Consider the following 25,269-nt stretch of genomic DNA (forward strand, 5'->3'; position numbering starts at 1 on the left):
ATAAAAATTAAAACTCTTTTCTTAGCCAGCTGTTGATTCGTTTGAACCAGTTGCCAACTGAAGCACGTTTTTCCACCTCTGCCTCACCGCTAAGGTGCGACTCTTTTCCATAGTGCAGTAGGCCTACCGCCGTTGAGTAGTAAGGCTCCTGCGCGTAATCCGTTAATCCAGTGATATTGAGTGGCTGCCCGATGCGCACCTGCGTGTGAAACACGCGCTGGGCGCAAGCCGCCAGTCCTTCAATTTGTGCCGCGCCGCCGGTAAGAACGATTCCGGCTGCCAGATGGTGTTTAACCCCCTGCTGGCGCAGCTGTTCCTGCAGCTGGAGAATTTCATCATTCACCAGGTTCAACAATTCGGTGTAGCGCGGCTCGATGACCTCCGCCAGCGTCTGACGCTGCAGACTACGCGGCGGGCGTCCGCCCACGCTTGGCACTTCAACATTTTCGTCTTTACCGACGATGGAACCCAGCGCGCAACCGTGGCGCACTTTGATCGCCTCGGCGTCAGTAGGCGGCGTACCGAATGCGTAGGCAATGTCACTGGTTACGACGTTGCCGGCGTAGGGAATCACTTTGGTATGGCGCAGCGCGCCGCCGGTATACACGGCAATATCCATGGTGCCGCCGCCAACATCCACCACGCACACGCCCAGCTCGCGCTCATCTTCGGTTAATACCGCATAGCTTGACGCCAGACCGGCAAAAATCAGCTGGTCAACTTTCAGACCGCAGCGCTCAACCGCTTTAACGATATTTTTCGCCATATCGTTGTGGCAGGTGATCAGATGCACTTTCGCCTGCATGCGCACGCCCGATAAGCCAACCGGATTTTTGATGCCTTCCTGGTAATCAATGGCATACTCCTGCGGGATAACATGCAGGATACGGTGTTCATCGCGCACGCGGACCGATTTCGCGGTATGCACCACGTTATCGACGTCTTCCGCCGTCACTTCTTCTTCTGAAATCGGCACCATACCAATTTCGTTCTGGCAGCTAATATGCTTGCCTGAAAGCGCCAGATAAACGGAGGAAATCTGGCAATCCGCCATCAGCTCCGCCTGGTCAATCGCGCGCTGAACGCACTTTACAACCGACTCAAGGTCGTTGACCCCGCCTTTATCCATGCCTCGGGAAGGGCAGCTTCCCACCCCGATGATGTTCACCATGCCATCAGGCAAAACTTCCCCTACTAAAGCGGCCACCTTCGCGGTGCCAATTTCGAGTCCAACTACCAGTTTTCTGTCGGTCGACTTGATCATTGTTGTTTAGCCTGTGCCTGATTCTGTTGCTGTTTACTGTCCTGTGGCTCCGGCGGAGCCGGTACCCAACCAACTGCTGCGCCAGAGTCATAACGCAAATCCACGTAACTTATCCGTTTGTTCTGACTCTGCGCCTGCTGCTGCAGAACCGGGTAAAGCTCGATAAATCGCTTAATCCGCCTGGCCGCATCATCGCGTCCCAGCTCAATACGGGTATCGTCGCTCAGGGTCAGTTGCCAGGAGCGACGCGCCGTCATTGCTGCTGCTTTTAACGTGAACTTGCTGGCGGCGAGCAAATCACGCATTTGATGATATCCTTCGAGCACTTCCTGCTCGCTGCCTTCCGGGCCGTACAGCATCGGCAGTTTGTCCTTGCCGATGCGGTTGGCCGGAATGCTGAAAGATTTACCTTCTGCATCAACCATATGCAGGTCATTCCAACGCGCTACCGGTACATACTCAACCAGATGAATCTTTAATTCGTCCGGCCACTGTTTGCGCACGCTGACCTGCTTAATCCACGGCAGGCGCTCAATCTGTTGCTGAATAACGTTCACATCCTGCGACATGAAAGTTCCCGGCTCCCCCAGCGACAAAATGGCCTGACGTATATCGTCGTTGGTGGTGTAGTGGGTTTCGCCGGTGACCACCAACCGCGACAGCGGCAACCTTGACGCATCATTCATCCACTTCAGCACCACCATCCCGGCCGCCAGCATCACGCCAATCACCAGCAGCAGAAAAACGATTCCAGCCAGGCGTGCTCCGTTGCTGCGTCCTGACGGGACGCGGGACTTTGTTTCCTTGTTGCGTACGTTTAACGCTGCCTGCGACATATCAGCGGGCCAGTTCCAGAATACGGACTACCAGCTGCGAAAAGCTCATTCCGGCTTGCTTAGCAGCCTTGGGCGTCAGGCTATGGCCTGTCATCCCCGGCGCGGTATTCACCTCCAGCAGATAAAACTGGTCGTCGGCGCCCATCATTAAATCCACTCTTCCCCAACCACGGCAGCCAAGGGCACGCCAGGCCCGCAGCACAATATCCTGCAACTCCGCCTCACGCTCAGCGCTCAGTCCGCTTGGGCAGAAGTACTGGGTATCGTCAGAAATATATTTCGCTTCATAGTCGTAATATTCACTGGCTGGCTGAATGCGAATCGACGGCAGCACTTGATCGCCAAGTACGCTCACCGTTAGCTCCGGACCCGCAAGAAATGACTCCACCAGAATTTCATCGTCAAAACGAAACGCCTCGTCGATGGCAGCCTGCAGCTGTGTCATCTGGTTAACCCGGGTAATGCCGACGCTGGAGCCTTCATTGCTGGGCTTAACAAACAGCGGCAATCCCAACGCGTCAATACGCGCTTTATGGGCCGCCGTCAGCCCCTGAGCCATGTCACGGCGATGCAGCATCACATAAGGGGCTACCGGCAGCCCGGCGCCCTGCCAGACCAGCTTAGTACGCAGCTTGTCCATGCCGATCGCCGACGCCATGACGCCGCTGCCGGTGTACGGAATGCCGAGAAACTCCAGTGCCGCCTGCAAACGACCATCTTCGCCACCGCGGCCGTGCAGAATAATAAAAGCCTTATCAAAGCCCAGCGCTTTCAGGCTCAGTACCGGGACATCGCGGGTATCAACCGCATGCGCATCAATGCCAGCTTCCTGCAAGCCTGCCAGTACCGCCTGCCCCGATAGCAGCGATACCTCACGTTCAGCAGAGGTTCCACCCAGCAATACCGCGACTTTCTCAGCCATGATGTTCCTCATTGGTCGGTTTCGGCTTTAACTTCTGCTCCGCCAGTGCGCGAGCAATACGGCCTACGTTGCCGGCCCCCTGTACCAGAATCAGATCGTTACCGCTCAGGGTCGGCGCCAGCATTTCGGCCACCATGTCATGATCTGAAACCAAAATCGGGTCTACCTTGCCCCGACCACGGATCGTGCGACACAAAGACCGGCTGTCGGCGCCGGGTATCGGCGCTTCGCCAGCTGAATAAACGTCCAGCATCAGCAACACATCTACTTGTGACAACACATTGGCAAAATCGTCATATAAATCGCGGGTTCGCGTATAGCGATGCGGCTGAAAAACCATCACCAGACGCTTCTCCGGCCAGCCGGCGCGGGCGGCCTGAATAGTGGCATCCACCTCCGTCGGGTGATGACCATAATCATCGACCAGCATCGCGCTACCCGCGTTGCCGTTGACCGGCGTAACCGGGAACTCGCCGAGGAAGTCGAAGCGACGGCCGGTGCCCTGGAAGCTTTCCAGCGCGCGCAAAATATCGTCATCTTCGATGCCCTCTTCGCTGGCAACCGCCACTGCCGCCGCCGCGTTCAGCGCGTTATGGCGTCCTGGCGCATTGAGCGTAACCTGCATCAACGGCTTATCCTGGCGCACCAGCGTGAAATGCCCCTGTGCGCCGCGCTGCTGGTAGTTATCGACCCGAACGTCTGCATCTCCACTGAAGCCGTAAGTCGTGACCTGACGCCCGACGCGCGGGATCAGGTCGCGAATCACCACATCATCGACACACATTACGGCACGGCCATAAAACGGCAGGTTGTGCAGAAAATTGATAAAGGTCTGCTTCAGGTTTTCAAAGTCGCCCTGATAGGTGTCCATATGATCGGCTTCGATATTGGTGACAATAGCCACCATCGGCTGCAGATGAAGAAACGACGCATCGCTCTCATCCGCTTCGGCGATCAAATAGCGGCTGCTCCCCAGCCGGGCATGAGTACCCGCCGCCTTCACCAGGCCACCGTTGACGAAGGTGGGATCCAGACCACCTTCAGCATAAATACTGGCTACCATCGCGGTCGTGGTGGTTTTGCCGTGCGTACCGGCAACGGCGATACCGTGACGAAATCGCATCAGCTCAGCCAACATTTCAGCGCGGCGGATCACCGGAATGCGTGCTTCACGCGCGGCAATCAGCTCAGGGTTATCCTGAGACACCGCGGTCGAAACCACCACCACGCTGGCATCGCTGACGTTTTCCGCCCGATGGTTGAAATAAATCGTCGCACCGAGCGAAGCCAGGTGCTGCGTTACCGCGTTCGGCGCCAGATCCGATCCGCTGATTTGATACCCTTCATTGGCCAACACTTCGGCAATACCGCCCATGCCGGCACCGCCGATGCCGACAAAGTGAATGTGCCGGACGCGACGCATCTCGGGCACAATTGAACGCAGTTTCGCCAGTTGTTGTGTATTCATCTTTTCTACCGGCGGATAATCCGCCTTGCTCTCGTTATCTGTGGACAGAAAAAACATTCCCCGTCATTCGTTACATGCTCTATTTGGCGGCCCGTATGACTTCGCCAGCAACCCGCTCGGTGGCATCCGGGATCGCCACTTCCCGGGCTTTATTCGCCATCTCCATCAAGGTATTCCTATCCCATGCCGCCAGGGTACTGGCAACCGCCTGCGCGGTAAACTGGGGCTGCTCAAAAATTTTTGCCGCGCCGGCTTTTTCCAGCGGCAGCGCATTCCAGTACTGCTGGCGATCCCTATGCTGAAAAGGCACAAAGATTGCCGGTAATCCCGCGGCGGCCACCTCGCTGACGGTAAGCGCGCCGGAACGACACACCACCACATCCGCCCAGGCATAGGCTGCCGCCATATCGTCAATAAACTCGCTCACCCGGTGCTGCGTCTGCTTTGCCTGCAAATACGCCTGGTTTACCCCTTCCAACGCGCCTTTACCGACCTGATGCCACAGGGTAATTTTATCTGCCAGCAGCGCCGCGACTTGTGGCATTGTCTGGTTCAGCACCCGGGCGCCCTGGCTACCGCCGACCACCAGCACTCTTACCGGGTCGGTCCGCCCCGCAAGGCGCTCCGCCGGCAGCGGTAATGCAAGTACGTCGTTGCGCACCGGATTGCCAACTACCTCAGCCTTCGGAAAGGCGCCGGGAAACGCCTGCATAACCTTTTTAGCAATATGCGATAACCATTTATTGGTCATCCCGGCAATGCCGTTCTGCTCATGCAGCACCAGCGGGATACCGCAGCTCCAGGCCGCGACGCCGCCGGGACCGGAAACATAGCCGCCCATGCCCAGCACGACGTCCGGCTTCCAGCGCTGCATAATGGCGCGCGCCTGACGTATCGCGTTAATAATGCGCACCGGCGCCAGCAGCTGGGCCTTCAACCCTTTACCGCGCAGGCCGCTAATGCGGATAAAATCAATCTCGATCCCATGCTTCGGGACCAAATCAGCTTCCATGCGATCGGCGGTGCCAAGCCAGCGCACCTGCCAGCCTTGCGCCATCAGATGGTGCGCCACAGCCAGCCCCGGAAACACATGTCCCCCGGTTCCGCCTGCCATCACCATCAGCCGTTTTCCACTCATCAATTAACCCCTTGAAAACGCCTGCGCTTTCGCGAGGCGAGTTTCAAAATCTATACGTAACAGCAGCACAATAGCCGTCGACATGATCAACAGGCTGGAGCCACCGTAGCTGATTAGCGGCAGCGTCAGTCCTTTGGTCGGCAGCATGCCCGCCGCCGCGCCGACGTTTACCAACGCCTGGAAGCTAAACCACACGCCAATTGAGCAGGCGAGAAAACCGGAAAAGCGCTGATCGAGTTCTAACGCCCGGCGGCCAATCGACATCGCACGAAACGAAATGAAGAACACCATTAGCAGAACTAACACCACGCCGACATAGCCCAGCTCCTCGCCAATAATCGAGAAGATAAAGTCGGTGTGCGCTTCCGGAAGGTACTCCAGCTTTTGCACCGAGTTCCCCAGCCCCTGCCCCCAGAGCTCGCCGCGGCCAAAGGCCATCAGCGACTGCGTAAGCTGGTAACCGCTGCCAAATGGGTCAGCCCAGGGATTCCAGAAAGACGTCACGCGGCGCATACGATACGGCTCGGCGATAATCAGCAGCACCACGGCAAAAATGCCGGAGCCGATAATCGCCAGGAACTGCCATAGCTTAGCGCCCGCGAGAAATAGCATCGCCAGCGTGGTCACAAACAGCACCACCACGGTTCCGAGGTCCGGCTGCGCCAGCAGCAGCACCGCCAGCACTACCATGACGCCCATCGGCTTACAGAAGCCCCAGAAGTTGTTGCGCACCTCTTCTACCTTGCGCACCAGGTAGCTGGCCAGATAGCAAAACAGTGACAGCTTCGAAAGCTCCGCGGGCTGAATACGCAGCGGCCCCAGTGCAATCCAGCGCGAGGCGCCGTTTACCGAGCTGCCCACGACCAGCACAATTAGCAGCATGACGATCGAGGCCATTAGCATGACGTTGCTGTAGCGCTGCCATATTTCCATTGGGATACGCAGCGTTATCATCGACAGAGCGAATGCCAGCCCCAGATAAAAAGCATCGCGCTTAGCGAAAAAGAAGGGATCGTTCGACATACGCTGGCCGACGGGCATGGACGCCGAGGTCACCATAATGAACCCCACTACCGCCAGGCCCAGGGTTAACCACAGCAGGGTGCGATCGTATAATACGATGACATTAGCGTCGCTCTCCTTAGACCCCATAACCCAGTCTTTCAGACGATTCGCAATTCCTCCCGTCAGGGAGCCGGCTAGCGCCATTCCTGGAATACGCATTATCCAAGCTCCCTGGCAAGCTGCGTGAAGACCTGCCCACGCTGTTCAAAGTTCTTAAACTGATCAAGGCTGGCGCAGGCTGGCGACAGCAACACCATGTCTCCCGCTTTCACCTGCGGCGCGATCTGCGCCATCGCCTGCTCCAGCGTTTCAGTTTGGGTGGTGATCTCAGGACGCAGTGCCGCCAGCTCGGCACGATCGCGCCCGAAGCAGAACAGGCGCAGATTATCGCCCTGCAGGTAGCGATTTAGCGGGGTGAAATCCGCCGATTTTCCATCACCGCCGAGCAGCAGCCAGAGCGTACCCTCAATCTGTAAACCGTTGAGTGCGGCTTCCGTACTGCCAACGTTGGTCGCCTTTGAGTCATTAATCCAGCGCACGCCGTTATGAGCATGTGCCAGCTGAAAACGGTGTGCGAGGCCGCTGAAGTTAATCAGCGCCGACAGGCTGGAGGCGCGCGGCAGGCCGACCGCATCGGCCAGCGCCAGCGCCGCCAGCGCATTGGTGTAGTTATGCTGACCCGCCAGCTTCATTTCTGCGGTATCAAGCACCTTATCTCTTCTGACGCGCAGCCAGGTGCTGCCTTGCTGGCGATTCAGATGATAGTCGCCAATATCAATGCCAAAGCTTACGCAGCGCTCATCGGCGCCGCGTACCGGCATGGTCATCCCATCGCCGGCGTTGACCACACAGACCCGTGCATTTTCATAAATCTTCAGCTTGGCAGCCCGGTACTGCTGCATCCCCAGCGGATAGCGGTCCATGTGGTCCTCACTGACGTTGAGAACGGTGGCCGCCGCCGCATGCAGGCTAAACGTGGTTTCCAGCTGGAAGCTGGATAGCTCCAGCACATAAAGCTGAGCAGGATGCTCAAGCAGCATCAGCGCCGGCAGGCCAATATTACCGCCGATGCCAACGCTCCAGCCCGCCGCCTTCGCCATTTCGCCAACCAGGGTCGTCACCGTGCTTTTTCCGTTAGAGCCGGTGATGGCCACAATGGGTGCCTGCGCTTCGCGGCAAAACAGCTCGATATCGCCAATAATTTCCACGCCAGCCTGCGCCGCCGCCGATAGCTCAGGGGTGGACAACGCGATGCCGGGGCTGGCAATAATCAAGTCGGCATTCAGCAGCCAGTCCTGGTTCAGCGAACCCAGCCAGCGCTCAACGTCTTTAGGCAACTTTTCAAGGCCTGGCGGGACGACACGGGTATCCATTACCCGCGGCGTCACGCCACGAGCAACAAAAAAGTCGACGCAGGAAAGACCGGTGAGGCCTAACCCAATAATGACGACTTGTTTACCCAGATAGTCAGCCATAGTTAACGTACCTTCAACGTTGCCAGGCCAATCAGCACCAACATCAGCGAAATAATCCAGAAGCGCACAATCACGCGCGGCTCTGGCCAGCCTTTCAGCTCATAATGATGGTGGATTGGCGCCATGCGAAAAATGCGCTGTCCGCGCAGTTTGAAAGAACCTACCTGCAAAATTACCGAAAGCGTTTCAACCACAAACACGCCGCCCATAATCACCAGCAGGAACTCCTGGCGCAGCAGCACCGCGATGGTACCCAAGGCGCCACCGAGCGCCAGCGATCCCACATCGCCCATAAATACCTGCGCCGGATAGGTGTTGAACCAGAGAAAGCCGAGCCCCGCGCCGACGATGGCGGTGCAGACAATCACCAGTTCCCCGGCGTGGCGCAAGTAGGGAATATGCAGATAGTTGGCAAAATTCATATTGCCGGTGGCCCAGGCGACCAGCGCGAAGCCCGCAGCGACGAACACCGTTGGCATAATCGCCAGGCCGTCCAGTCCATCGGTCAGGTTAACGGCATTGCTGGTGCCAACGATGACAAAATAGGACAGCAAAATATAAAGCAGACCCAGCTGCGGCATGATGTCTTTAAAGAACGGCACCACCAGTTCGGTGGCCGGGGTATCTTTGCCGACCGCATACATGGTGAATGCTACGCCCAGCGCAATCAGCGACTGCCAGAAATACTTCCAGCGGGCGATAAGCCCCTTCGTGTCTTTGCGCACTACCTTACGATAATCATCGACGAAGCCGACGATGCCGTAGCCAATCAGCACCACCAGCACGCACCAGACGTAAGGATTGGATGGATACGCCCACATCAATACTGAAATCGTAATCGACGTCAGGATCATGATGCCGCCCATCGTTGGCGTGCCGCGCTTGCTAAAGTGCGACTCAGGGCCATCATTGCGCACCACCTGACCAAAAGACATTTGCTGTAAACGGGCAATTAACCGTGGCCCCATCCACAGCGAAATAAACAGCGCGGTCAGCAGGCTGACGATGGCGCGAAACGTCAGGTAAGAAAAGACGTTAAAGCCCGAATAAAATGTGACCAGATGTTCGGCCAGCCAGACTAACATGTCCCTTTCTCCTGTAGGTAATGCACCACCTGCTCCATGGCCGCACTACGCGAACCTTTTACCAGTATTGTGACTTGCTGATGGCCGTTTAACAGCGCCAGAGCCCGCGCTGACAGCGCGTTCTTATCAGCAAAGTGCTCCCCTACTCCGCTTGCTTCGGCGATAATATGACTGAGCTTGCCAGTACTCAGTACCTTATCGATGCCCGCCTGGCGGGCGGCCTCACCAACCTGGCGATGGCAGCTCTCAGCGTCTGCGCCCAGTTCAGCCATGTCGCCGACTATCATCACCCGGAAGCCGGGCATTTCGGCCAGCGTCTGCGCCGCCGCCGTCATTGAACCGACGTTGGCGTTGTAGCTGTCATCAAGCAGCAGCTTGTTGGAACTTAATGCTATCGGGAACAGGCGACCGGGGACGGCCTGTAGCGTTTTCAGACCTTGCTGAATCGCCGTCAACGGGGCGTCTACCGACAGCGCCAGCGCCGCAGCGGCCAGTGCATTCGCGATATTATGGCGTCCCGGCAGCGGCAGCTGAATCTCAACCGTACCCGCCGGCGTGTGCAGGGTAAAAGCCGTACCTTCGGCGCCGATGACTACCGCGCTGGCATAAAAATCGCCGCGCTGGTCGGCGGCAGAAAAGCGCCAGACGCGCTGGGTCTGTAGTGCCGCCTGCCAGCCATTCAGGTCATTGCTTTCGCCATTAAGGATCGCAGTACCGTTTGGCGCGAGACCGGCAAAAATTTCACCTTTGGCCTTCGCCACTCCGGCCAGCGAGCCGAATCCTTCCAGATGAGCGGCCGCCAGGTTATTAACCAGCGCGCTTTCGGGGCGCACCAGCTGAGTGGTGTAGGCGATTTCACCCTGATGGTTAGCACCCAGCTCGATAACCGCATAGCGATGCTGCTGAGTAAGGCGCAGCAGCGTCAAAGGCACGCCGATATCGTTGTTAAGGTTGCCAGCGGTATACAGGGTTTCGCCACAGCAGCGCAGAATTGCTGCGGTCATCTCTTTAACCGATGTTTTACCGGAGGAGCCAGTCAGCGCCACCACGCGAGCGGAGCTTTGCTGGCGCACCCAGCCGGCCAGTTGGCCGAGCGCTATGCGCGTATCGGCCACCACCACCTGAGGTACCGCCACCTGTAAGTGCTTACTTACAAGTAAAGCCGTTGCGCCTGAGCTAATGGCATCTCCGACAAAATCATGCGCATCGAAGCGCTCACCCTTCAGGGCAATAAACAGCGATCCGGCTTCCACTTTGCGCGTATCCGTGGTTACCTGCTCAACCTTCAGGCTGCTGCCGATTAACTCTCCGCCAACCACGGCTGCCAGCTGCTCCAGAGTCAGGCTAATCATGCGATGACCCCCAGCAGGCGCGCGACCGTAGTACGGTCCGAGTAATCCAGCCGCCGGTTACCGATAATCTGGTAATCTTCGTGCCCTTTTCCGGCAACCAGCACGATATCGTTCTCCGCCGCCTGCATAATGCTATGGGTAACCGCCTCTGCGCGGCCCATCACCACCCGGGCGCGACCCGGGTCCAGCAATCCGGTCAGAATATCGGCAACAATCGACTGGGGATCTTCACTGCGCGGGTTGTCATCGGTGACCACCACGATGTCGGCGAACTGCTCGGCAATCGCCCCCATAAGTGGGCGCTTACCTTTGTCACGATCGCCGCCGCAGCCGAACACACACCAAAGCTTACCGTCACAATGCAGTCGGGCCGCTTCCAGCGCTTTCTCCAGCGCGTCCGGCGTATGGGCATAATCCACCACGACCGTCGGTTTAGCGGCGGCCGTAAATACTTCCATACGCCCACATACCGGCAGCAGCTGATTACCCGTGCGTACCAGTGCATCCAGCGGATAGCCAAGCGCCAGCAATGTCGCCAGCGCCAGCAGTAAATTGCTGACGTTAAAAGCGCCCATCAGGCGGCTGTCGATCGTGCCAGCGCCCCAGCTGGAGTCGAAAACGATGCGGGCGCCATTGTCGTGATAATCCACTGCGGTCGCTTGCAGCCAGCGGCCGTGAGCGCCGGGCCGCAGGTTATTGTTCATGGTAACCGCCACCGCGTCCGGCAAACTTTCCAGCCAGCGCCGGCCAACCTCATCATCGGCATTGATAATCGCCTCGCCCACCTGGTGCTCAGAAAACAGCAGCCATTTGGCCGATTCGTAATGGGTCATGTCGCCGTGGTAATCGAGATGATCCCGGCTGAGATTGGTAAACACCGCGGCGGCAAATGGCAGCGCCGCTACCCGATGTTGCACCAGACCGTGCGAGGAAACTTCCATCGCCGTCAGCGTCGCGCCTTCCTGCGCCAGACCATGCAGAATATGCTGCACGTCCACCGCCGAACCGGTAGTGTTTTCAGACGCCACCAGCTTGCCGAACAGGCCGTTGCCAACCGTACCCATCACCGCGCTGGTTTCTCCCAGCAGCTGCGCCCATTGCGCCAGCAGCTGGGTCGTGGTGGTTTTACCGTTAGTGCCAGTTACGCCAATCAGCTTCAGCTTTTCCGCCGGATTATCATAAAAACGCCCGGCTAACGCCGACAGCCGCTGCGACAGCTGAGCCAGATAAATCACCGGCACGCCGTGCATTTCGCTTACCTGTCCGTCGGCAGCTTCCCCTTCCGCTTCAGCCACCACCGCCGCGACGCCCTGGGCAATCGCCTGCGGGATAAAACGGCGGCCGTCCGCCGTATGACCTTTTACTGCCACAAACAGATCGCCAGCAGCCGCAACGCGGCTGTCCAGTGTCATGTCCCGGAGCATACGCTCCGGCGCGCCAGGCACCCATGGGGCCAGCAGAGCACGCAAATTACGATCTGTCACCTGAAGCCTCTTTCCTGTTTATCACCATATCGTTTTCTCCGGTTGGCAAGGCATCCGGTTCAATATTCATGGTACGTAGTACGCCACCCATGATGGCGCCAAATACCGGGGCGGAAACCGCGCCGCCGTAATATTTACCCGCCTGGGGATCGTTAATCACCACCACCAGGGCAAAACGCGGCTTGCTAGCGGGCGCGACGCCCGCTGTATAGGCGATATATTTATTGATGTAATGACCATCGGGACCGACTTTTTTCGCGGTCCCGGTTTTGATCGCAATGCGGTAGCCTTTAATCGCGGCTTTCACGCCGCCGCCGCCCGGCAGCGCAACGCTTTCCATCATATGCACCACGGTTTTCACCAGGTCCTCAGGAAAAGCGCGCTGTCCGGCGACAGGCGGGTCGACTTTGGTAATCGACAGCGGGCGATAAATGCCAAAGCTGCCGATAGTTGCATAGACTCGCGCTAACTGTAACGGCGTTACCATTAGCCCGTAGCCGAAAGAGAAGGTGGCCCTCTCTATGTCAGACCACCGTTGTTTTTGAGGATATATGCCACTGCTTTCTCCGACCAACCCCAAATTGGTCGCTTTACCCAGTCCAAAACGAGAGTAAGTATCTACTAACGCTGAGGACGGCATCGCTAACGCAAGGCGTGAAACGCCCACGTTACTCGACTTCTGCAATACCCCGGTCAGGGTTAATTCGTTATAACGCGCCACATCCTTAATCGGATGCCCGTTAATGGTGTAAGGCACGGTATTGAGTACGCTGTTTTCACGCACCACACCGCGCTGCAGAGCGGTCATTACTACCATCGGCTTCACCGTCGAGCCCGGCTCGAAAATATCGGTAATTGCACGATTACGCATGACGTCTTTTGGCGTATTGCTGAGATTATTTGGGTTGTATGCCGGGCTGTTAGCCATCGCCAGTACTTCGCCCGTATTGACGTCCACCAGCACGGCCGTGCCTGATTCCGCTTTGTTGAAGGAGACCGCGTTGTTTAATTCGCGATAGACCAGCGCCTGCAGGCGCTCATCAATGCTAAGCGCCAGATTATGTGCGGCCTGGCTGTCAACGGAAGAAATATCCTCAATGACGCGGCCAAAGCGATCTTTACGCACCGTACGCTCACCGGGCTGGCCGGTAAGCCATTTATCAAAGCTCTTCTCAACGCCCTCAATGCCCTGGCTGTCGATATTGGTAAAGCCAATCAGATGCGAGGTAACCTGCCCGGCCGGATAGTAACGACGCGACTCTTCACGCAGATAAATACCCGGCAGCTTCAGCTTTTTGATGTAATCGCCAATTGCCGGATTGACCTGGCGCGCCAGATAAACAAAGCGCCCTTTCGGGTTAACGTTAATGCGTGCGGATATTTGGTCCAGCGGGATAGAGAGCGCGTCGGACAGCGCCTTCCAGCGGCTGTCAATGCTGACGCCACCGTGTTCATTCAGCTCTTTAGGATCGGCCCAGATGGCATTCACCGGCACGCTGACCGCCAGCGGCCGACCGGCGCGATCGCTTATCATACCGCGCGCGGTAGGCACTGACTGGACGCGCAGTGAACGCATATCCCCGGCGCGTACCAGTTCGTCCGGATTGATAACCTGCAGCCAGGCCACCCGTGCCAGCAACCCACCCAGCGCCAGCAAAATACCCCCGCACAGCAACGCAAAACGCCAGCTTACGAAGCTGGCTTGCAGTTCCTGCTTTTTCTTTCTCAGGGCGTTTGCGGCTCTCATTGAGTCCGTCGTTCCTTATGGCTGAACTACGATATTTTCCTGCGAGGGATCAACATGCTGCATATGCAGTTTCTCCGTCGCGATACGTTCCACCCGGCTGTGGTCACCCAGCGCATTCTCTTCGAGAATCAGATTGCGCCATTCAATGTCGAGAGCATCTTTTTCCAGTACCAGCTGCTCGCGCTGCGCCGTCAGCAACCGGGTTTTGTGCGCGGTGGTCACCACCAGCAGCGCAGACACCAGTACCGCTATCAACAAAAGCAGCGCAAATTTGCCATGTCGCAGAATATCGCCGCCAATCACACCGGGCAGGCTGTGACGTTCGCCCGCCATCAGGACGCGTTCCTTTCAGCGATGCGCAATACCGAACTGCGTGCGCGCGGATTGGCAGCAACTTCTCTCTCGCCGGGCATCATTTTGCCAAGGCTTTTTAGCTCAAAGCCGCCGCGGCTGCGCAATTGCGCTTCAGTGAGCGGTAATCCAGCCGGCACCTGCGGCCCTCGGCTCTGTTCGCGCATAAAGCGTTTTACGATCCGGTCTTCCAGCGAATGAAAGCTGATCACCGACAGGCGTCCCTGCGGCGCCAGCACCGTCAGCGCGCCTTTAAGCGCCTGTTCAATTTCTTCCAGCTCGCTGTTAACCCAGATGCGAATAGCCTGAAAGCTGCGGGTTGCCGGATGCTTAAATTTGTCTTTTACCGGCGTCGCGCTATCAATTACCGCCGCCAGGTCTTTAGTACGGACGATCGGCTCAATCCGGTTACGCTCGACGATGGCGCGGGCGATACGCTTAGCAAAGCGCTCTTCGCCGAAGGTTTTCAGCACGAAGGCGATGTCCTGTTCCTCCGCCTGGCGCAGCCAGTCGGAAGCCGACAGCCCGCGCGTCGGGTCCATCCGCATATCCAGCGGACCGTCGCGCATAAAAGAAAAACCGCGGTCGGCATCGTCCAGCTGCGGAGATGAGACGCCAAGATCGAGCAGCACGCCGTTAATTTTGCCGCTCAGCCCAAGCTCTTCAACGTAATCAGCCAGCGCCGAAAAGGGGCCGTGGATAATGGTAAAACGCGGGTCGGTGATAGCGGCGGCGGCGGCAATAGCTTGCGGATCGCGATCGATGGCGTACAGCTTCCCGCCCTCGCCAAGCAGCGAGAGGATCAGTTGCGAATGCCCACCTCGTCCAAAGGTGCCATCGATATAAATACCATCGGATTTTATATTGAGCCCGTTCACGGCCTCATCCAACAGCACTGTGGTGTGTTTAAAAGTATCCTGCATAGCTAAAGCGATAAATCCTGCAAACGATCAGACATCGGTGTCTGAGCCAATTGTTCCGCATCAATATCCTCCTTGACCTGCTGGTACCATGCTTTCTCATCCCAGAGCTCGAACTTGTTGAATTGCCCGACCAGCATCACTTCTTTTGTCAGGCTGGCATGCTGACGCAGCGTATTCGCCAACAGCAAGCGGCCTGCATTGTCCATCTGGCATTCACTGGCATGACCCAGTAACAAACGCTGAACGCGCCGTTCAGCCGGGTTCATACTCGACAGACGTGACAACTTTTGTTCGATTACTTCCCATTCAGGCAGGGTATAAAGCAGCAGGCATGGCTGGTGGAGGTCAATGGTACACACCATTTGCCCCTGTGATTCCCCGATTAACAATTCACGGTAGCGCGTTGGAACCGCCAACCGTCCTTTGCCATCGAGATTGACTAACGTTGCTCCACGGAACATGCCAGCCTCACCCCTCAGTCACCCTTTATCACCACTTTAACCCACAAATTCCCACTGAAAGAGTTTACGGAGCGAAGGAAATCATTGTCAAGCCGCAGCAGCAGCCGAATGGGATTATTTCTTAGGAGGATTAAGCGTTAGAAATTAAGAAATGAAACCTGCCTGAACAAAAATGAAAATTAACCCGATGAATAATGACAAAAATTTCTGAATTTACGCAGCAGAATGGAAACCAGCGCCCACATATGAGGAAAAAATAATTAATACATTCAGTTTGCGATCAGAACGACATTTTAAGCCATTTCCTAATCGCTTCCCAGAAGATTCATCATCCTCAGGCGCTAAAAAGCCGCTCCGGGTGCAGTGAACGATGGGCAGTTGGGCGATGGAGAGCGGAGTTTATTTCGCACGATCCGATTAAATAATCCGGGCCGGATTCGATTTTTACTGAATAATTCAACACCAATGAGTGTCAATAAGTAAAATTGGTCGGGGAAATAACTTAAGCCACGAAATAGATGACCAATTAAATCAAGCGCAGGGCGAAAGGGGCCGTGGCCCCGGTGAAAGTTAAACCGTCCGGCGGTTTAACAAGCCGCGATGAAACAGGTTTCGTCGGATACGCGTCAGACCCGGCTTAGGCTTGCGCGGCTCGTCCAGGCTTGAGAGCACCAGTTCCAGTACCCGCTCAGCGACGTCGCGATGACGCTGACCAACGGCCAGCACCGGACACTCGAGGAAATCCAGCAGCTCATGATCGCCAAAGGTGGCAATCGCCAGGTCTTTGGGCAGGCGCCCTTCGCGCTTCAGCGTGGTATCCATTACTCCCTGCAATAAGCCGAAAGAGGTGGTAAACAGCGCGTCCGGCATCGGGTTATCCTGCAGGTATTGTTCAAACAGGTTGGCCGCCGCGCTGCGTTCGAAGCTGTTGGCATACAGATATTCGACGGGGCGCTCATCTCCCTGCCAGGCCTGGCGGAAACCCATCTCGCGTAAAAAGCTCACTGACAGCTCCGGCAGCGCGCCAAGGTAAAGCACGTTGTTTAGCGGCAGCTTGCGCAGTTCGCCAGCCAGCGCTTCGGCGTCGTCCTGATCGGCGCCCACCACGCTGGTGAAGTGCTCCCGATCCAGCGCACGGTCAAGGGCAATAATCGGCAGCGGATCGTTAATCCAGCGCTGATAGAAAGGATGCTCCGGCGGCAGCGAAGTGGAAACGATGATGGCATCCACCTGGCGCTGTAACAGATGCTCAACGCAGCGCATTTCATTGTCGGGCAAATCTTCAGAGCAGGCGATAAGCAGCTGATAGCCGCGCTGACGCGCCTGACGTTCCAGATAATTGGCAATGCGGGTGTAGCTGGTATTTTCCAGATCGGGGATAACCAGACCAATCGAACGGGTACGCCCGGCACGCAGGCCTGCCGCTACCGCGTTGGGGTGATAGTTATGCTCACGCACCACAGCCATCACTTTCTCGACGGTTTTTTCGCTTACACGGTACTGCCTGGCCTTGCCGTTGATCACGTAGCTGGCAGTGGTGCGCGACACGCTGGCGAGGCGCGCAATTTCATCCAGTTTCACTCTTACCCCACATTATTCGCATATTACGCAGGCATACTAATAGCCATAGCGTAGGTATGGATAAATCAATGTTAACATTCAACAGCAGAATGCGTGGATGAGCAATAGCTTTCGTCAGCGACATCTTACAGTTACAGGCAATAAAAAACCCAGCCGCAGCCGGGTTCAGTAAAATTTGCTCACCGTTCGAACGACTAACGCATAATCCTGTCACCGCGGGAAACGCCCACGACGCCAGAGCGCGCAACCTCCACAATCTCGGCGACTTCACGCACGGTATTGAGAAAAGCGTCCAGCTTGTCACTGGTGCCCGCCAGCTGAACGGTGTACAGCGAAGGCGTGACGTCGATGATCTGGCCGCGAAAAATTTCCGCGCTGCGCTTCACCTCTTCGCGACCGTACCCGGTAGCCTGCAGCTTAACCAGCATGATTTCGCGCTCAACGTAAGCCCCCTGCCCCAGCTCGCTAACGCGCAATACATCAACCAGCTTGTGCAGTTGCTTTTCGATCTGCTCCAGCACTTTCTCATCGCCAACGGTCTGGATGGTCATACGTGAAAGGGTCGGATCGTCGGTCGGCGCCACGGTGAGGCTTTCAATGTTGTAACCACGCTGCGAGAACAAACCCACCACGCGGGACAATGCGCCGGACTCATTCTCCAGTAAAACCGATAAAATTCGACGCATAATCAGGTCCTCTCCGTTTTGCTTAACCACATTTCATCCATACCACCGCCGCGTATATGCATCGGGTACACGTGTTCGCTGCCATCAACGACGACGTCAACAAACACCAGCCGACCTTTACTCAACTGCTCCAGCGCCTGCGTAAGCTTGCTTTCCAAATCCTGCGGTTTTTCTATCAAGATGCCCACATGACCATAGGCCTCAGCCAGGCGGACAAAGTCCGGTAGCGACTCCATATAGGACTGCGAGTGACGCCCTGAATAGATCATATCCTGCCACTGCTTAACCATGCCGAGATAGCGATTGTTCAGGTTGAGCACCAATACCGGCAGGTCATATTGCAACGCGGTAGACAGCTCCTGAATATTCATCTGAATACTGCCGTCGCCGGTTACGCAGATAACCGTTTCATCCGGCAGCGCCAGCTTCACGCCCAGCGCGGCAGGCAAACCGAAGCCCATCGTGCCGAGGCCGCCGGAGTTAATCCAGCGACGCGGCTTATCAAACTGATAGTAGAGCGCGGCAAACATCTGATGCTGGCCCACGTCCGACGCGACAAACGCATCGCCCTTTGTCAGCCGGCAGATAGTTTCAATCACCGCCTGCGGTTTGATCGCCTCGCTATGACGATCAAATTCAAGGCATTGGCGCGCGCGCCAGACTTCAATTTGCTGCCACCAGTCACGCAGGCTGTCGGCGTTTTGCGAATTCTCGCTTTGATTCAGCTGTTCCAGCATCTGATCCAAAACCTGCCTGGCATCACCGACGATCGGAATATCAGCTTCAACGGTTTTCGAAATCGAGGTGGGGTCGATATCAATATGCAGCACGGTGGCGTTCGGACAATATTTTACCAGGTTATTGGTGGTGCGATCGTCAAAGCGCACGCCAACGGCAAAAATCAGGTCAGCGTTGTGCATCGTCATATTGGCTTCATAGGTACCGTGCATGCCCAGCATGCCGAGGCTCTGACGATGCGTCCCGGGAAAGCCGCCCAGCCCCATCAGGGAGGTGGTAACCGGTAAATGAAGCTTTTCTACCAGCTGATGTAACGCCGTCTCACAGCCAGAAGTAATAACGCCGCCGCCGGCGTAAAGCACCGGGCGCTGCGCCTGCAACAAGGTCTGAAGCGCGCGACGAATCTGCCCTTTATGACCCTGCGTCGTCGGATTATAAGAGCGCATGCTGACGGTATCAGGCCAGACGTAAGGCAGCTTACTGGCCGGATTGAGAATATCTTTCGGCAGATCAATGACCACCGGGCCGGGCCGCCCGCTGGCAGCCAGCCAAAAGGCTTTTTTCAACACGCCGGGAATATCTTCGGTTTGCTTAACCAGGAAGCTGTGTTTTACCACCGGGCGGGAAATGCCCACCATGTCGCATTCCTGGAACGCATCGTAGCCGATCAGAGAAGAAGGCACCTGACCGGATAGGATAACCAGCGGAATAGAATCCATATAAGCGGTAGCGATGCCGGTAATGGCATTGGTGGCTCCGGGGCCGGAAGTGACCAGCACCACGCCCACGTCGCCGGTAGAGCGCGCATAGCCATCAGCCATGTGAACGGCGCCCTGCTCGTGGCGCACTAAAATATGATCAATACCGCCGACCGTTTGCAGAGCGTCATAAATATCAAGAACCGCCCCGCCAGGGTAACCGAACACGTGCTTTACGCCCTGGTCAATCAGCGACCGGACCACCATCTCAGCTCCTGACAACATCTCCATTTTTGCCTCCAGGCTTTTAGGGATACCGAACTAACCTGCAACGACTGTCACCGCGAGTGTGACAGCAGCCTGACAAGGTCGAACTCTTTATTATGAGCGTGGAATTCATTTCCACACCGGGTACAGAGCGGTTGCTCTGCGTGATTAGATAGCGTCTGACAAATTACCTTAACCGCAGAAGGGCCGGCAGGCAAACGCCGCCCGCGATGATTTTTATCTGTTTATCAATATGCTTTTCGGCGGAAAACCGGGAATGCCGAATAACTGAAAAATAAAAAGGCCCATTTTCAGTGGATTATTTCGCGATATAAAAATTATATAGTGATTATATTTTGTAATTGAAAAAGCACCGGGTAATCACACCGCACATTTTTTATCTCAGCAGATAAATAAAGTCCGATCCGCCACAACAGCGCCGCTAAGCAAAATATTTCACCAACTAACCCGCCACAATCTATAAAAATATGCTGCCGCGCTTACGCCCCCCGCAGGGTATTGCAGGCGCGAATAGCGCGCTGGCACTTACCGAATAAAATTATAAAAAACTTTTATTATTAAAGCGTTAAACGCTAAAAGCTCAATGCAGCGCCCTACAGCATATCGCGCTGTCGATGGCGGATATGCAGGGCGTAGCAATGGTTGACATCTCCACACAAATCAAGTACCAATTAATACATTGAAAATTTATTGAGGTTTGCAGGTGATGTCATATACCCGTCGTCTATCAGGTCTACTACTAAACGCCTTAACTGCGCGCGGTAGACTTGTAGGTGGCATTACTGGGTAATCCAAAACCTGCAAACGATCTAAAAACCCGCGCCAAGGCGCGGGTTTTTTTATGCTCGTTGCCATGACGACACAAACCGACAAGGAACAATCCAATGAGCCAACAAGTCATTATTTTCGATACGACTCTGCGCGATGGCGAACAGGCATTACAGGCCAGCCTGAGTGTTAAAGAAAAACTGCAGATCGCGCTGGCGCTGGAGAGAATGGGCGTTGACGTAATGGAAGTCGGTTTTCCGGTTTCTTCCCCCGGCGATTTTGAATCCGTTCAGACTATCGCTCGCCAGATAAAAAACAGCCGCGTTTGCGGGCTGGCGCGCTGCGTTGAGAAAGATATCGACGCCGCCTATGAAGCCTTGCGCGTCGCCGAAGCGTTCCGTATTCATACCTTTATCGCCACGTCCCCGATGCATATCGCCACCAAGCTGCGCAGCACGCTGCCGGACGTGATTGAACGGGCAGTGCATATGGTTAAACGCGCGCGCAATTACACCGATGATGTAGAGTTCTCTTGTGAGGATGGCGGGCGCACGCCTATTGACGACCTGTGCCGCATCGTTGAAGCGGCGATTAACGCCGGCGCTACCACCATCAACATTCCCGATACCGTCGGTTACACCCTGCCCCATGAGTACGCCAACATTTTTGCGCAAATCCGCCAGCGGGTACCGAATATCGATCGCGCCATTCTGTCGGTTCATACCCACGATGACCTGGGCATGGCGGTAGGTAACTCGCTGGCCGCCGTCATGGCGGGCGCGCGTCAGGTTGAAGGCGCAATGAATGGTCTCGGCGAACGCGCAGGTAACTGCTCGCTGGAAGAAGTCATCATGGCGATTAAAACCCGCAGCCAGCTGATGAATGTTCACACGAACATCAATCACCACGAGCTTTATCGTACCTGTCAGACCGTCAGCCAGATTTGTAATATGCCGATTCCGGCGCACAAAGCCATTATCGGCACCAACGCCTTTGCCCACTCCTCCGGCATTCATCAGGACGGCGTGCTGAAAAACCGCGAAAACTATGAAATCCTGACGCCGGAAGCCATCGGCATGAAGCAGGTGCAGCTGAACCTGACCTCTCGCTCAGGCCGCGCGGCCGTTAAACATCGCATGGATGAGATGGGCTACCAGGAAACCGAATACAACATGGACACGCTGTATGATGCTTTTAAAGCGCTGGCGGATAAGAAAGGTCAGGTATTCGACTACGATCTGGAAGCCCTGGCATTTATCAACAAGCAGCATGAAGAACCTGAGTTTTTCCAGCTGGAAAGTTTCAGCGTGCAATCCGGTTCAACCATCCTCGCCACCGGCTCCGTTCAGCTGAAGTGCGGTTCAGAAATTAAAGCTGAAGCGGCTAACGGTAACGGCCCGGTTGACGCGGTCTACCAGGCGATTAACCGCATTGCGGGCTATGATGCCGAGCTGATTAAATATCAGCTGACGGCGAAAGGTCACGGTAAAGACGCGCTGGGCCAGGTAGATATTGTGGTGAATTACAACGACCGCAAATTCCACGGCGTCGGCCTGGCGACCGATATTGTTGAATCTTCGGCAAAAGCGATGGTCAATGCGCTGAACAATATCTGGCGATCACGTCAGGTAGAACAGGAACTGCAACGCAAATCCGCCAATCAGAACCATAAGGAAACGGTGTAATGTCAAAAAGTTACCATATCGCAGTATTACCTGGCGACGGTATCGGCCCGGAAGTCATGAACCAGGCGATAAAAGTCCTGGACGCCGTGCGTCAGCGGTTCGGTATGCGTATTACCACCAGCGAATATGACGTCGGCGGCATCGCCATCGATCGTCACGGCCAGCCGTTACCGCCGGCGACGGTAGCAGGCTGCCAACAGGCTGATGCCATTTTGTTCGGCTCGGTCGGCGGCCCGAAATGGGAACACCTGCCGCCCGCTGAGCAGCCGGAGCGCGGCGCGCTGCTGCCGCTGCGTAAGCACTTCAAGTTATTCAGCAACCTGCGCCCCGCCAGCCTGTACAAAGGCCTGGAAGCTTTCTGCCCGCTGCGCAGCGATATTGCCGCGAAGGGCTTCGATATTCTGTGCGTACGCGAGCTGACCGGCGGCATCTATTTTGGCCAGCCAAAAGGCCGCGAAGGCAGCGGTTCCGATGAGCGGGCGTTTGATACTGAGGTTTATCACCGCTTCGAGATTGAACGCATCGCCCGCATTGCCTTTGAATCAGCGCGCAAGCGTCGCAGCATCGTGACCTCAATTGATAAAGCGAACGTGTTGCAGACTTCGGTAATGTGGCGCGAGGTGGTCAATGAAATCGCCAAAGACTACCCGGATGTGGCGCTGAGCCATATGTATATCGATAACGCCACCATGCAGCTGATTAAAGATCCGTCTCAGTTTGACGTGCTGCTGTGTTCTAACCTGTTCGGCGATATTCTCTCTGACGAATGTGCAATGATAACCGGCTCAATGGGCATGCTGCCTTCCGCCAGCCTGAACGCCGATGGTTTTGGCCTGTACGAGCCCGCCGGCGGTTCTGCGCCGGATATTGCCGGCAAAAATATCGCTAACCCGGTGGCGCAAATCCTGTCCCTGTCCCTGCTGCTACGCTTTAGCTTAAATGCCGATGACGCGGCAAATGCGATTGAAAGAGCCATCAATCGCGCGCTGGAAGAAGGTCACCGCACCAGCGATTTGGCTGGCGGCGGTCAGTCAGTTAGCACCGATGAAATGGGCGCAATTATTGCCCGCTTCATCGCCGAGGAAAAATAAAAAAATGAGCAAAACTTTATACCAGAAGCTGTTTGATGCACATGTCGTCCACGAAGCGCCAAATGAAACGCCACTGCTGTACATTGACCGTCACCTGGTGCATGAAGTCACCTCGCCGCAGGCCTTTGACGGCCTGCGCGCCCACGGTCGTCCGGTGCGTCAGCCGGAGAAAACCTTCGCCACCATGGATCACAACGTCTCAACCCAGACGCGTGATATTAACGCCAGCGGCGAAATGGCACGTATCCAGATGCAGGAACTGATTAAGAACTGCAACGAATTCGGCGTTCAGCTCTACGATCTCAACCACCCGTTCCAGGGCATTGTGCATGTAATCGGGCCGGAGCAAGGCATGACGCTGCCCGGCATGACCATCGTCTGTGGTGATTCCCATACCGCTACCCACGGCGCTTTCGGCGCGCTGGCGTTTGGCATCGGCACTTCCGAAGTGGAACACGTACTGGCAACCCAGACCCTGAAGCAGGGCCGGGCGAAAACCATGAAGATCGAAGTTAAAGGTCAGGTTGCCCCGGGGATCACCGCCAAAGATATCGTACTGGCGATCATTGGAAAAACCGGCAGCGCGGGCGGTACCGGTCACGTGGTTGAATTTTGCGGATCGGCGATCGAAGCGCTGAGTATGGAAGGCCGCATGACCCTGTGTAATATGGCGATCGAACTGGGTGCTAAAGCCGGTCTGGTCGCACCGGATGACACCACCTTTGCTTATCTGCAAGCGCGCCAGTTTGCCCCGAAAGGCGAGAACTGGCAGCAGGCGGTGGAATACTGGCGCACCCTTAAATCTGATGAGGGCGCTAAATTTGACAGCGTCGTCACCCTCAACGCCGCAGAAATTGCGCCGCAGGTCACCTGGGGCACCAACCCAGGCCAGGTTATCGCCGTCGACCAGCAGATTCCCAATCCGGCCAACTTCGCCGATCCGGTTGAGCGCGCCTCCGCAGAAAAAGCCCTGGCCTATATGGATCTGCAACCCGGTATCCGCCTGACCGAGGTTAAAATCGATAAAGTATTTATCGGATCCTGCACCAACTCGCGCATTGAAGATCTGCGTGCCGCCGCCGAAATTGCTAAAGGACGCAAAGTCGCGCCCGGCGTACTGGCAATGGTGGTACCCGGCTCCGGCCCGGTTAAAGCGCAGGCGGAAGCCGAAGGGCTGGATAAAATTTTCCTTGAAGCCGGTTTTGAATGGCGCCTGCCAGGATGCTCTATGTGCCTGGCGATGAATAACGATCGGCTGGAGCCCGGCGAACGCTGCGCTTCAACCAGCAACCGTAACTTTGAAGGCCGTCAGGGCCGCGGCGGCCGTACCCATCTGGTCAGCCCGGCAATGGCCGCCGCCGCCGCCGTCACCGGTCATTTTGCCGATATCCGTCAACTGAACTGAGGAAGATAATCATGGCGAAGAAATTTACCCAGCACACGGGAATTGTTGCACCGCTGGATGCCGCGAACGTCGATACCGACGCGATTATCCCCAAGCAGTTCTTGCAGAAGGTGACGCGCACCGGCTTTGGCATTCATTTATTCAACGACTGGCGCTATCTGGATGACGCTGGTCAGCAGCCGAATCCGCAGTTTGTGCTGAATAAGCCGGAGTTTAAAGGTGCCAGTATTCTGCTGGCGCGGGAGAACTTCGGCTGCGGCTCATCCCGCGAGCACGCGCCCTGGGCGCTGACTGACTTTGGTTTTCACGTGGTGATTGCGCCGAGCTTTGCCGATATTTTCTACGGCAACTCGTTTAATAACCAGCTGCTGCCGGTCGTTCTGAGCGAACAGCAGGTCGATGAGCTGTTTAGCCTGGTTCAGGCGCAGCCCGGTATCCAGTTTATCGTCGATCTGGAAAAGAAACAGGTTAGCGCTGGCGACCAGCACTACAGTTTCGATCTCGACAGCTTCCGCCGTCACTGCATGCTCAATGGCCTGGACAGCATTGGTCTGACGCTGCAGCATGAAGAGGCGATTTCACGCTACGAAGCCAGCCAGCCGGCCTTCCTGCATTAATCCCCTCTGCGCCCGCCATCGCGGCGGGCGACTTTCCCCGTAACACTCCTCTCCACCTGATGTCTAAAAGCGAAAATTAGCGACAAAAAAGCCCAGCGCAGGCCGCAGTCCACGCTGGTCGGGAAACTCCCTTTTCAGTTA

Annotated in this window: 21 protein-coding genes; 4 read left to right on the top strand and 17 right to left on the bottom strand. The window is 56.2% G+C overall.

All coding sequences use genetic code 11. The features are described from left to right. Positions 1-7: 7 nt before the first annotated feature. The 17 genes from ftsA to ilvI form a co-directional block, all read right to left on the bottom strand. Entirely contained in the window at positions 8-1,264 is a 1,257-nt protein-coding gene (ftsA, locus tag BTJ39_RS10945; RefSeq protein ID WP_078002726.1) for a cell division protein FtsA, read from the bottom strand. Then, a complete protein-coding gene (ftsQ, locus tag BTJ39_RS10950) occupies positions 1,261-2,100 on the bottom strand; it encodes a cell division protein FtsQ (RefSeq protein ID WP_078002727.1) in 840 nt (279 codons plus the stop codon). Before ftsQ ends, ftsA begins: the two co-directional genes overlap by 4 nt. 1 nt (position 2,101) lies before the next feature. Next, on the bottom strand, positions 2,102-3,022 hold the full coding sequence (locus tag BTJ39_RS10955; RefSeq protein WP_078002728.1) for a D-alanine--D-alanine ligase: 921 nt from the start codon (positions 3,020-3,022) through the stop codon (positions 2,102-2,104). Continuing rightward, a complete protein-coding gene (gene murC / locus BTJ39_RS10960; RefSeq protein ID WP_078002846.1) occupies positions 3,015-4,490 on the bottom strand; it encodes a UDP-N-acetylmuramate--L-alanine ligase in 1,476 nt (491 codons plus the stop codon). Before murC ends, BTJ39_RS10955 begins: the two co-directional genes overlap by 8 nt. 79 nt (positions 4,491-4,569) lie before the next feature. Next, positions 4,570-5,628 carry an undecaprenyldiphospho-muramoylpentapeptide beta-N-acetylglucosaminyltransferase gene (murG, locus tag BTJ39_RS10965; protein WP_078002729.1) on the bottom strand — a complete coding sequence of 353 codons (1,059 nt, stop codon included), beginning with the start codon at positions 5,626-5,628 and terminating at the stop codon, positions 4,570-4,572. 3 nt (positions 5,629-5,631) lie between these two features. Beyond that, a complete protein-coding gene (ftsW, locus tag BTJ39_RS10970) occupies positions 5,632-6,852 on the bottom strand; it encodes a cell division protein FtsW (RefSeq protein WP_078002730.1) in 1,221 nt (406 codons plus the stop codon). Next, entirely contained in the window at positions 6,852-8,168 is a 1,317-nt protein-coding gene (murD, locus tag BTJ39_RS10975) for a UDP-N-acetylmuramoyl-L-alanine--D-glutamate ligase (protein ID WP_078002732.1), read from the bottom strand. Before murD ends, ftsW begins: the two co-directional genes overlap by 1 nt. Positions 8,169-8,170: 2 nt before the next feature. Continuing rightward, positions 8,171-9,253 (bottom strand): phospho-N-acetylmuramoyl-pentapeptide-transferase, encoded by a 1,083-nt coding sequence (mraY, locus tag BTJ39_RS10980; protein WP_078002733.1) that lies wholly within the window; start codon positions 9,251-9,253, stop codon positions 8,171-8,173. Continuing rightward, positions 9,247-10,605 (bottom strand): UDP-N-acetylmuramoyl-tripeptide--D-alanyl-D-alanine ligase, encoded by a 1,359-nt coding sequence (gene murF, locus BTJ39_RS10985; RefSeq protein ID WP_078002734.1) that lies wholly within the window; start codon positions 10,603-10,605, stop codon positions 9,247-9,249. Before murF ends, mraY begins: the two co-directional genes overlap by 7 nt. Beyond that, positions 10,602-12,089, bottom strand: coding sequence for a UDP-N-acetylmuramoyl-L-alanyl-D-glutamate--2,6-diaminopimelate ligase (gene murE / locus BTJ39_RS10990; RefSeq protein ID WP_078002735.1), 1,488 nt, complete (start codon positions 12,087-12,089; stop codon positions 10,602-10,604). Before murE ends, murF begins: the two co-directional genes overlap by 4 nt. Beyond that, the gene (locus BTJ39_RS10995) at positions 12,076-13,836 is read right to left on the bottom strand and encodes a peptidoglycan glycosyltransferase FtsI (protein WP_078002736.1); all 1,761 of its coding nucleotides are present in this window, start codon (positions 13,834-13,836) and stop codon (positions 12,076-12,078) included. Before BTJ39_RS10995 ends, murE begins: the two co-directional genes overlap by 14 nt. A gap of 15 nt (positions 13,837-13,851) precedes the next feature. Further along, positions 13,852-14,172, bottom strand: coding sequence for a cell division protein FtsL (ftsL, locus tag BTJ39_RS11000; RefSeq protein ID WP_176110296.1), 321 nt, complete (start codon positions 14,170-14,172; stop codon positions 13,852-13,854). Beyond that, entirely contained in the window at positions 14,169-15,110 is a 942-nt protein-coding gene (rsmH, locus tag BTJ39_RS11005; RefSeq protein WP_078002739.1) for a 16S rRNA (cytosine(1402)-N(4))-methyltransferase RsmH, read from the bottom strand. The genes ftsL and rsmH overlap by 4 nt, the downstream gene beginning before the upstream one ends. Positions 15,111-15,112: 2 nt before the next feature. Beyond that, the gene (gene mraZ / locus BTJ39_RS11010) at positions 15,113-15,571 is read right to left on the bottom strand and encodes a division/cell wall cluster transcriptional repressor MraZ (protein ID WP_078002741.1); all 459 of its coding nucleotides are present in this window, start codon (positions 15,569-15,571) and stop codon (positions 15,113-15,115) included. A 570-nt stretch (positions 15,572-16,141) separates the two neighbouring features. After that, positions 16,142-17,152 carry a catabolite repressor/activator gene (gene cra / locus BTJ39_RS11015; protein WP_078002743.1) on the bottom strand — a complete coding sequence of 337 codons (1,011 nt, stop codon included), beginning with the start codon at positions 17,150-17,152 and terminating at the stop codon, positions 16,142-16,144. A 194-nt stretch (positions 17,153-17,346) separates the two neighbouring features. Beyond that, entirely contained in the window at positions 17,347-17,838 is a 492-nt protein-coding gene (gene ilvN / locus BTJ39_RS11020) for an acetolactate synthase small subunit (protein WP_078002744.1), read from the bottom strand. Between the two features lie 2 nt (positions 17,839-17,840). Continuing rightward, entirely contained in the window at positions 17,841-19,565 is a 1,725-nt protein-coding gene (gene ilvI, locus BTJ39_RS11025; RefSeq protein WP_078002745.1) for an acetolactate synthase 3 large subunit, read from the bottom strand. A gap of 881 nt (positions 19,566-20,446) precedes the next feature. Between ilvI and leuA the strand changes: the two genes are divergently transcribed. The 4 genes from leuA to leuD are packed head-to-tail and all read left to right on the top strand — an operon-like array spanning position 20,447 to position 25,128. Further along, a complete protein-coding gene (gene leuA / locus BTJ39_RS11030; protein WP_078002746.1) occupies positions 20,447-22,015 on the top strand; it encodes a 2-isopropylmalate synthase in 1,569 nt (522 codons plus the stop codon). Next, entirely contained in the window at positions 22,015-23,106 is a 1,092-nt protein-coding gene (leuB, locus tag BTJ39_RS11035; protein ID WP_078002747.1) for a 3-isopropylmalate dehydrogenase, read from the top strand. Before leuA ends, leuB begins: the two co-directional genes overlap by 1 nt. 4 nt (positions 23,107-23,110) lie before the next feature. Continuing rightward, complete coding sequence (leuC, locus tag BTJ39_RS11040; RefSeq protein WP_078002748.1) at positions 23,111-24,511, top strand: 3-isopropylmalate dehydratase large subunit; 1,401 nt, start codon at positions 23,111-23,113, stop codon at positions 24,509-24,511. An 11-nt stretch (positions 24,512-24,522) separates the two neighbouring features. Then, positions 24,523-25,128 carry a 3-isopropylmalate dehydratase small subunit gene (gene leuD / locus BTJ39_RS11045; RefSeq protein WP_078002750.1) on the top strand — a complete coding sequence of 202 codons (606 nt, stop codon included), beginning with the start codon at positions 24,523-24,525 and terminating at the stop codon, positions 25,126-25,128. Positions 25,129-25,269: the final 141 nt, after the last annotated feature.

The organism is Izhakiella australiensis, from assembly GCF_002006995.1.
Taxonomy (GTDB): domain Bacteria; phylum Pseudomonadota; class Gammaproteobacteria; order Enterobacterales; family Enterobacteriaceae; genus Izhakiella; species Izhakiella australiensis.